The following is a 9224-nucleotide window of genomic DNA, read 5'->3' on the forward strand; positions in this document are numbered from 1 at the left end:
CGCTGCTTTTACATGCGGAACACGCCGAAGCGGGTCGGCTCGATGGGGGCGTTGAGGCTGGCCGACAGCGCCAGGGCCAGCACCTCGCGGGTTTGCGCCGGGTCGATGACGCCGTCGTCCCACAGCCGCGCGCTGGAGTAGAAGGCATGGGCCTGGCGCTCGTACTGCTCGACGATGGGCTGCTTGAGGCGCTGTTCCTCTTCGTCCGAGTAGTGCTGGCCGGCCCGTTCGGCCTGCTCGCGCTTGACCTGTACCAAGACGCCTGCGGCCTGCTGCGCGCCCATCACGCCGATCTTGGCGTTGGGCCACATCCACAGGAAGCGTGGGTCGTAGGCGCGGCCGCACATGCCGTAGTTGCCGGCGCCGAAGCTGCCGCCGATGATCACGGTGAACTTCGGCACCTGGGCGCAGGCCACGGCGGTGACCAGCTTGGCGCCGTGCTTGGCGATGCCGCCGGCTTCGTATTTCTGCCCGACCATGAAACCGGTGATGTTCTGCAGGAACAGCAGCGGGATGCCGCGCTGGCAGGCCAGTTCGACGAAGTGCGCGCCTTTCTGCGCCGACTCGGCGAACAAAATGCCGTTATTCGCCAGGATCGCCACCGGGTAGCCGTCGATGCGGGCGAAACCGCAGACCAGGGTGCTGCCGAACAGCGCCTTGAACTCATCGAACAGCGAGTCGTCGACGATGCGCGCGATCACCTCGCGCACGTCGAAAGGCTGCTTGGCATCGCTCGGGATCACCCCGTACAGCTCCTCGGCCGGGTAGCGCGGGGCGACGGGGGCGCGGGCGTCGAGCTGGCCGAGCTTGCGCCAGTTGAGGTTGGCGATGCTGCGTCGGGCCAGGGCCAGGGCGTGCTCGTCGTCGTCGGCATAGTGGTCGGCCACGCCGCTGGTCTTGCAGTGCACGTCGGCGCCGCCGAGGTCCTCGGCGCTCACGACTTCGCCGGTGGCGGCCTTCACCAGCGGCGGGCCGGCGAGAAAGATGGTGGCCTGGTTGCGCACCATGATGGTCTCGTCGCTCATCGCCGGCACGTAGGCGCCGCCGGCGGTGCAGGAACCCATGACGACTGCAATTTGGGGAATCCCTATTGCGCTCATATTGGCCTGGTTGAAGAAGATCCGGCCGAAGTGCTCGCGGTCGGGGAACACCTCGTCCTGGCGCGGCAGGTTGGCGCCGCCGGAGTCCACCAGGTAGATGCACGGCAGGCGGTTCTCGCGGGCGATGGCCTGGGCGCGCAGGTGCTTCTTCACCGTCAGCGGGTAGTAGCTGCCGCCCTTCACCGTGGCGTCGTTGGCGATGATCATGCACTCGACGCCCTCGACCCGGCCGATACCGGCGATCACCCCGGCGGCGGGCACGTCCTCGCCGTAGACCTCATGGGCGGCGAGCTGGCCGACTTCCAGGAACGGCGAGCCGGGGTCGAGCAGGCGGTTGATGCGCTCGCGCGGCAGCAGCTTGCCGCGTGCGGTGTGACGCGCCTGGGCCTTCTTGCCGCCGCCTTCGTGCAGGCGGGCGAGCAGGGCGCGCAGCTCGTCCACCTGCTCGAGCATGGCCGCGCTATTGGCGGCGAACTCGGGGGAACGCGGATTGATCTGAGTGTGCAGGATCATGGCTTCTCCATGAGCTGCAAGCTACAAGCCTCAAGCTGCAAGAGAACAGCGGGGCGCTCTTGCTTGCAGCTTGTAGCTTGCGGCTTGTAGCTGCCGTTATTTCGTTTCGTTGAACAGCTCGCGTCCGATCAGCATCCGGCGGATTTCGCTGGTGCCGGCGCCGATCTCGTAGAGCTTGGCGTCGCGCAGCAGGCGGCCGGTGGGGAATTCGTTGATGTAGCCGTTGCCGCCGAGGATCTGGATGGCGTCGAGGGCCATCTGCGTGGCGCGTTCGGCGGTGTAGAGGATCACCCCGGCGGCGTCCTTGCGGGTGGTCTCGCCACGGTCGCAGGCGTTGGCCACGGCGTACAGGTAGGCGCGACTGGCGTTGAGCTGGGTGTACATGTCGGCGACCTTGCCCTGGATCAGCTGGAACTCGCCGATGCTCTGGCCGAACTGCTTGCGGTCGTGGATGTAGGGCACGATCACGTCCATGGCCGCCTGCATGATGCCCACCGGGCCGCCGGAGAGCACCACGCGCTCGTAGTCGAGGCCGCTCATCAGCACGCGCACGCCGCCGTTCTCCTTGCCCAGCACGTTCTCTTCCGGCACTTCCACGTCGTCGAAGAACAGCTCGCAGGTGTTGGAGCCGCGCATGCCCAGCTTGTCGAACTTGTTGCCGCGGGAGAAACCCTTCCAGTCGCGCTCGACGATGAACGCGGTGATGCCGTGCGGGCCCTTGTCCAGGTCGGTCTTGGCGTAGATCACGTAGGTGTTGGCGTCCGGGCCGTTGGTGATCCAGGTCTTGCTGCCGTTGAGCACGTAGCGGTCGCCTTTCCTGTCGGCGCGCAGCTTCATGGAAACCACGTCGGAGCCTGCGTTCGGCTCGCTCATCGCCAGGGCGCCGACATGCTCGCCGCTGACCAGCTTGGGCAGGTACCTGGCCTTCTGCTCGGAGTTGCCGTTGCGCTTGATCTGGTTGACGCAGAGGTTGGAGTGGGCGCCGTAGGAGAGGGCGACCGAGGCCGAACCACGGCTGATCTCCTCCATGGCGATCACGTGGGCCAGGTAGCCCAGGCCCGAGCCGCCATATTCCTCTTCCACGGTGATGCCGAGCAGGCCCATGTCGCCGAACTTGCGCCACATGTCCATGGGGAACTGGTTGCTGCCGTCGATCTCGGCGGCGCGCGGCGCCAGCTCGGCGGCGACGAAGGACTGCACCTGCTCGCGGAGCATGTCGATGGTTTCGCCCAGGGCGAAGTTGAGGGAGGGGTAGCTCATGGTTCCACCTGTAATTGTGTTTGTCAGGTTCAGGAAGTAACACGTTGTTTTCTATCGGTTTCGGCCATGGCCGCCAGGCAGCGTTCCTCGGCCGTGTCCAGCTCGAGCTGCATCTGCTGGATGTCGAGCAGTTGCTGTTCGAGCTGGGCGCGGCGGGCGGCGATCTTCTCCATGAAGGTCTCCAGTTGCCTGCGGTTGCCGCTGCTGGGGTCGTAGAGGTCGATCAGCTCCTTGCACTCGGCCAGCGAGAAGCCGATGCGCTTGCCGCGTAGGATCAGCTTCAGCGCCACCAGGTCCTTGGCGCTGTAGATGCGCTCCTGGCCGCGCCGCTCGGGGCTGAGCATGCCTTGCTCCTCGTAGAAGCGGATGGCGCGGGTGGTGACGTCCAGTTCGCGGGCCAGATCGGAAATGCCATAAGTGATGGACATGGGCGGGGCTCGTCGTCTCGTTTACCTTTACGTTAACGTAAGCCTGTGCAAAGCTGTCTGTCAACAGCGGGCAAACAATGTGTAGCGCACGGCTGACGGACGCTGCATGGCCTGATACTTGCCTTGCTGTCGTACCCGGGTCAGCACGCCTTGGCCCTTTACGGGGGCGTGCGGCGGGTGTAGACATTCAGGGCAGGCAACTCCCCCCGCCGTGTCCGTGCGTGGCCATTCTGGCCGCGCCGGCCGAGGGGTAGGCTGGAGCGAGGCATGGCGCAAAGCATTCGAATAACAACAATTGATGATTCCTTGTCCAACGCCCGGCAGGTCCGCCAGAGACTGCGCAGCGAAGGACAGTTGCCCCAGGGGCTGCTGCGCGAAGAAATCGACGCCTCATGGCGGCGCAGCCTGCAGCACGGACTGAACTGCCTGGAGGGTGAGGCCCGGGGCCGGGAAACCGCCCGCGACCTGGAGGCCCTGCTGGCCAGCAACCGGCTGCTGCTCGACGCGAGCACGCCGGAGCTGGAATACCTGGTCCGGCAGCAGGGCAAGGGCGGCCTGATCATTCTCGGCGATGCCGAGGCCAACGTACTCGCCATCGAGGGGCAGACCGACTGCCTGTACAACGCCGGGCTCGGCGACTTGCGCCTCGGCACCTGCTGGAGCGAGTCGCTGCGCGGTACCAACGCCCTCGGCACCGCGCTGGTGGAGGCGCGGCCGACGCTGATCAACTGCGGCGAGCATTTCCTCGACCGGCTCAGCCGCTTCGCCTGCACCTCGGTGCCGATCAAGGACCCGCAAGGCAAGGTGGTCGGCGTGCTCGACCTGACCCGCGACGGCGTCATGAGCCAGCCCGAGGACAGCCTCACCGCGCTGATACTGGCGGCGAGCAACATCGAGAGCCGGCTGTTCGGCGCCATGTACCCCGAACACATCGTCCTGGCCTTCCACTCCCGCCCGCAGTATCTCGGCTCCGCCTGGCACGGCCTGCTGGCGCTCAGCCTCGATGGCGAGGTGCTGGCGGTCAACGAACAGGCTTGCAGCCTGCTGCAATCGAGTCGCGAGGCGCTGGTCGGCCGGCACAGCAGCGACCTGCTGGGCAGCCGCTCCCCGCAGTTCATCGCGCGCCTGCTGCAGGGCGTGGTGAGCAGCGTGCAGACCGCCAAGGGCGAGTTCTATTTCCGTGCCTTGCAGGTGCCGCGCCATGCCACCCTGGGCCACGGCGTCGCGCTGCCACGCCCGCCGGTCGCCAGGCCGCCGTTGCTCGAGGCCCTGGCCGGCAACGATCCGCGCCTGGCCCGTGCGCTGCGCATGGCCAGCCAGGGGCTGGCCGGCGACCTGCCGGTGCTGCTGCTGGGCGAGACCGGGACCGGCAAGGAGGTGGTGGCGCGCGCCCTGCACCAGGCCAGCCGGCGCGCCGACAAGCCGTTCGTGGCGGTCAATTGCGCGGCGATTCCCGAGGGGCTGATCGAGTCCGAACTGTTCGGCTACCGCGACGGCGCCTTCACCGGCTCGCGCAAGGGCGGCATGGTCGGCCGATTGATGCAGGCCCATGGCGGCACGCTGTTCCTCGACGAGATCGGCGACATGCCGTTGAGCCTGCAAGCCCGCCTGCTGCGCGTGCTGCAGGAGCGCAAGGTGGCGCCGCTGGGCGCCGGCGACGAGCAGGAGATCGACGTGGCGGTGATCTGCGCCACCCACCGCGACCTCAAGCGGCTGGTCCGCGAGAAGAGCTTCCGCGAAGACCTCTACTACCGCATCAACGGCATCAGCCTGCGCCTGCCGGCGCTGCGCGAGCGCAACGACATGAGCGGCCTGATCGGCGTGGTGCTGCACAAGCTGGGAGCCGGCGGGGTGAGCCTGGACAAGGACCTCCTCGAACTGTTCGGCAACTACGACTGGCCGGGCAACATCCGCCAACTGGAGATGGTCCTGCGCTCGGCCCTGGCCATGCGCGAGAGCGGCGAAAGCGTGCTCGGCCTGGACCACCTGACCGACAGCCTGCTGGACGACCTGACCGCCAGTTGCCGGCAGCCCGGCAGCATCCGCGAGACCGAGCTGGAGCTGATCCGCGGCGCGCTGGAACGGCACCAGGGCAATGTCTCGGCCGCCGCCGACGCGCTCGGCATCAGCCGTGCCACGCTGTATCGCAAGCTCAAGCAGTTGCGGGGCTGAACATGGCAGTGGCTATACCCGGACGGCCGGCATTTCGCGGTCGCCGCGCACGATGATCCGCCTGCTCCTGCGCCTGGTCGAGTCCACCGATCCCGAGCGCCTGCGACGGGCCCTGCACTGGCTCTACGGCTTCGTGCGCCCGCAGCGGCGCGCGATCCTGCGCCTGCTCGGCCTGTCCCTGTGCGCCTCGCTGCTGGTGCTGGCGCAGCCCTGGCTGACCAAGATGCTGATCGACGACGGCCTGCTGGCCCGCGATTTCGGCGTGCTGGTGCAGGTCGCCGTGGCGATGATCCTGGTGGGCATCCTCGGCACGCTGCTGGGCGGTCTCAACCGTTACCTGCATACCCAGCTTTCCGGGCGAATCCTGTTCGCCCTGCGCGATGCCCTGTACCGCCACCTGCAGAAACTGTCGCCGACCTTCTACGGACGCCGGCGGATCGGCGACCTGCTGTCGCGGTTGGACGGCGACGTCGCCGAGATCCAGCGCTTCGCGGTGGATTCGCTGTTCGCCGCGGTGTCCAGCGTGATTGGCCTGATCGGCGCCGTGGCGCTGATGCTGGTGCTGTCCTGGCAACTGTCGCTGCTGCTGGCCGTGCTGATCCCCATCGAAGTACTCTGGCTGCGCTGGATGCGGCGCAAGGTGGAACGCGAGGCGCGCCACCTGCGCGAGCGCTCGGCGGACGTGTCGTCGTTCCTCGTCGAGACCCTGCCGGCGATGAAGTTCATCCAGTCCGCCGGCCAGCAGCGGCGCGAGTCGCAGCGCCTGGAAGGGCTCGGCCAGGGCTACATGCGCCAGTTGCTGAAGTTGCAGGTCACCGAGTTCTTCACCCAGGCGGTGCCGGGCACCCTGACGTCGCTGTCGCGGGCCGCCGCTTTCATCATCGGCGGCTACTGGGTGGTGCAGGGCACCTGGCAGCTCGGCGCGCTGATCGCCTTCTCTACCTACCTGGGCATGGCGGTGGGGCCGGTGCAGAGCCTGCTCGGCCTGTACGTCGCCCTGCAACGCATGACCGTCAGCCTCGGCCGCGTCGCCGAACTGCGCGACGAGCCGGCGCAGGTGGGCCAGCCCGAGACGCCCCGGCCGCTGCCCGAAGGGCCGGGCGAACTGCGCCTGGAGGGCGTCTGGTTCGCCCACGAGGAACGCGCCGAAGCGTTGCTGCGGGGTGTCGACCTGTGCATTCCCGGCGGCCTCAAGGTGGCCATCAGCGGCGCTTCCGGGGTCGGCAAGTCGACCCTGATCGACCTGCTGCAACGCTTCTACGACCCGGATCAGGGGCGCATCCTGCTCGACGGCGCGGACCTGCGCGAGCTGGACCTGTTCGCTCTGCGCCGGCGTATCGCCGTGGTCAGCCAGGACATCGTGCTGTTTCGCGGCAGCCTGGCCGACAACCTGGCCTACGGCGCGCCCGGGGCCAGCCCTGCGCAGCTCGAGGAAGTGGCGCGCCTGGCCCGGCTCGACGGCCTGGTCGCCAGCCTGCCGCAGGGTCTCGACAGCCAGCTCGGCGAGCGCGGCCAGCAGCTTTCCGGCGGGCAGAAACAGCGCATCGCCATCGCCCGCGCGCTGTTGCAGGACCCGGCGATCCTGGTACTCGACGAAGCCACCTCGGCGGTGGACGAGGCCACCGAGCGCGAGGTGATCGCCGCCATCGACCACTTGTTCGCCGGGCGCACGCGCATCCTCATCAGCCACCGTGCCACGACCCTGGCGGAGGCCGACCTGCGCCTGCACCTGGCGGGCGGGACGTTGCGGGTGCTGGAAGGAGAGTTCCTCGGCCATGGCCACTGAACTGCGCATCGGCCTGATCGACAGCGGCCATTCGCCGGCCCAGGCGAGCCGGGTGGCCGGCTCCCGGCGTTTCTGGCTGGCGGGCGGCGAATTGCACGAAGGCGAGGCCCAGGCGGATCGCCTAGGCCATGGCAGTGCGCTGCTCGACACCCTGGCGGCCCAGGCGGGGCCGTTGCCCGTGTACGTCGCCCAGGTATTCGCCGAGCGCTGGGCGACCAGCCCGCTGCAGGTGGCCGCCGCGCTGCACTGGCTGGTGGAGCGGCGGGTGGCGCTGATCAACCTCAGCCTCGGCCTGCGCAACGATCGGCCGGTGCTGCGCGAAGCCTGCGCCATGGCGCTGGAGGCCGGCGTGCTGCTCTGCGCCTCCAGCCCGGCGCGGGGCGAGCCGGTGTTTCCCGCCAGCTATCCAGGGGTGATCCGCGTTACCGGGGATGCCCGTTGCGCGCCGGGGCAGTGGTCCTGGCTGGACAGCCCCCAGGCCGATTTCGGCGCGCCGGTCAACGCGGCCTCCGGGCTGGCGGGTGCCAGTGTCGCCTGCGCGGCGCTGAGCGGGCAGATCGCCGCTTTCCTGCAAGACCGGCCGGACGCGGGGCGCGAGGCGGTGCTGGAGCATCTGCGCAGCGGCGCGGCCTTTATCGGTCCCGAGCGCCGGGGGGCGGAGCATGGCTGACGCGCGCATCGCCGTGCTGGGAGCCGGGCCGGCGGGGGCGGCGGTGGCCATCGGCCTTGCGCGCCTGGGCTACGAAGTGTGCGTGATCAGCGAATGGCGCCGCTTCGCGGCGGTGGAGGGCGTTTCCCAGCGCGTGCTGGAAGGCCTGCGCCACGCCGGCCTGACCCGCGCCCTGGCCAGCGCCGCGCCGCCTTCGCCACGGCGGGTGCAGTGGAACGGCGACGGCCAGTCCGCCAACCAGGAGTGCCTGCTGGACCGCCCCAGCTTCGATGCCGCCCTGCGCGAGGACCTGCGCGCGGCGGGCGTCGAACTGGTCGAGGCGCGGGTGCGCAGCGTGGGCAGCGATGCCGCCGGCCATCTGCTGCATCTCGATCCGGGCGAGACCCGCCGGGCCGACTTCCTCGTCGAGGCGCGTGGCCGCCAGGCGCCGCTCGCCGCCGGCCGCCTGCGCGGACCGGAAACCCTCAGCCTGCTCAACCAGTGGCGGGAAGCGCCCGGCGCACCGGCCTCGGCAGTGCAGAGCCTGCCCGACGGCTGGGCCTGGATGGCGCGCCTGGCCGATGGCCGCTGCTATTGGCAGATCACCCTGGACGTGGCCAGTGCCGGACTGCCGGCCAAGGAACGGTTGCCTGCCTGGTGCGCCGAGCGGCGCCGGCAGTCCGCGCTGGTGAGCGAGCTGTTCGGCGCGACGGCCCTGCAACCTGCGGAACTGCATGCGCGCAGCAGCACGGCGATCCTGTTCCAGGAGGCCAGCGGGGCGAACTGGCTGCGGGTGGGCGACGCGGCCATGGCGGTGGACCCGCTGTCCGGCAACGGCATCTTCCAGTCGCTGTCCTCGGCGCTACAGGCGCCGGCGGTGATCAACACCCTGTTGCGCCATCCCGAACGCGCGCAACTGGCCCGGCGCTTCCACCAGTCGCGGGTGGAGCAACTGTTCCTGCGCTTCGCCCGCACCGGACGCGATTTCTACGCGCTGGAACAGCGCTGGGCGGACCAGCCGTTCTGGCGCAAGCGCAGCGCCTGGCCGGATGCCGAGCCACTGCATGCCGCCGCCGACTTCGGCCAGGTACGGGTGGAGCGCCTGCCGGTGATCCGCGACGGCCTGATCGACGAGGCCGACGTGGTGGTCAGCGCCGATCAGCCGCTGGGCATCTGGCACCTGCAGGGGATCGAACTGGCGCCGCTGGTGCGTGCCTTGCAGGGTGGGGCGGGGTTGGAGGAGGTGCTGCGGGGAATGGCCCCGGAGCATCGGCGCATGCTTCGCGGCTGGCTGGCCGCCCAGGGATATCCGTAGC

The 9224-nt window shown here is 69.2% G+C and carries 7 protein-coding genes; 4 read left to right on the plus strand and 3 right to left on the minus strand.

Annotated elements, in window-relative coordinates:
- Window positions 1-8: 8 nt before the first annotated feature.
- The 3 genes from PSEWESI4_RS23840 to PSEWESI4_RS23850 form a co-directional block, all read right to left on the minus strand.
- Window positions 9-1613: a carboxyl transferase domain-containing protein gene (locus PSEWESI4_RS23840; RefSeq protein WP_187673727.1), complete on the minus strand. Its 1605-nt coding sequence runs from the start codon at window positions 1611-1613 to the stop codon at window positions 9-11.
- 96 nt (window positions 1614-1709) lie between these two features.
- Window positions 1710-2873, minus strand: coding sequence for an isovaleryl-CoA dehydrogenase (locus tag PSEWESI4_RS23845; RefSeq protein WP_187673728.1), 1164 nt, complete (start codon window positions 2871-2873; stop codon window positions 1710-1712).
- Window positions 2874-2902: 29 nt separating this feature from the next.
- A complete protein-coding gene (locus PSEWESI4_RS23850) occupies window positions 2903-3301 on the minus strand; it encodes a MerR family transcriptional regulator (RefSeq protein ID WP_187673729.1) in 399 nt (132 codons plus the stop codon).
- A 267-nt stretch (window positions 3302-3568) separates the two neighbouring features.
- Between PSEWESI4_RS23850 and PSEWESI4_RS23855 the strand changes: the two genes are divergently transcribed.
- Genes PSEWESI4_RS23855 through qhpG form a run of 4 tightly spaced genes read left to right on the plus strand, consistent with a single transcriptional unit; the run spans window position 3569 to window position 9223 of the window.
- Entirely contained in the window at window positions 3569-5473 is a 1905-nt protein-coding gene (locus PSEWESI4_RS23855) for a sigma-54-dependent Fis family transcriptional regulator (protein ID WP_187673730.1), read from the plus strand.
- 52 nt (window positions 5474-5525) lie between these two features.
- A complete protein-coding gene (locus PSEWESI4_RS23860; RefSeq protein WP_187673731.1) occupies window positions 5526-7259 on the plus strand; it encodes an ABC transporter ATP-binding protein in 1734 nt (577 codons plus the stop codon).
- Entirely contained in the window at window positions 7249-7929 is a 681-nt protein-coding gene (qhpE, locus tag PSEWESI4_RS23865; protein WP_187673732.1) for a subtilisin-like serine protease QhpE, read from the plus strand. Before PSEWESI4_RS23860 ends, qhpE begins: the two co-directional genes overlap by 11 nt.
- Window positions 7922-9223, plus strand: a complete 1302-nt coding sequence (qhpG, locus tag PSEWESI4_RS23870) for a flavin-dependent monooxygenase QhpG (protein WP_187673733.1) — start codon at window positions 7922-7924, stop codon at window positions 9221-9223. Before qhpE ends, qhpG begins: the two co-directional genes overlap by 8 nt.
- Window position 9224: the final 1 nt, after the last annotated feature.

It is taken from the genome of Zestomonas carbonaria, assembly GCF_904061905.1.
Lineage (GTDB): Bacteria > Pseudomonadota > Gammaproteobacteria > Pseudomonadales > Pseudomonadaceae > Aquipseudomonas > Aquipseudomonas carbonaria.

Coding starts and splice junctions, on each gene's coding strand:
- qhpE (WP_187673732.1), top strand. CDS start 7,249: ATGGCCACTGAACTGCGCATCGGCCTGATCGACAGCGGCCATTCGCCG.
- qhpG (WP_187673733.1), top strand. CDS start 7,922: ATGGCTGACGCGCGCATCGCCGTGCTGGGAGCCGGGCCGGCGGGGGCG.
- PSEWESI4_RS23855 (WP_187673730.1), top strand. CDS start 3,569: ATGGCGCAAAGCATTCGAATAACAACAATTGATGATTCCTTGTCCAAC.
- PSEWESI4_RS23845 (WP_187673728.1), bottom strand. CDS start 2,873: ATGAGCTACCCCTCCCTCAACTTCGCCCTGGGCGAAACCATCGACATG.
- PSEWESI4_RS23840 (WP_187673727.1), bottom strand. CDS start 1,613: ATGATCCTGCACACTCAGATCAATCCGCGTTCCCCCGAGTTCGCCGCC.
- PSEWESI4_RS23850 (WP_187673729.1), bottom strand. CDS start 3,301: ATGTCCATCACTTATGGCATTTCCGATCTGGCCCGCGAACTGGACGTC.
- PSEWESI4_RS23860 (WP_187673731.1), top strand. CDS start 5,526: ATGATCCGCCTGCTCCTGCGCCTGGTCGAGTCCACCGATCCCGAGCGC.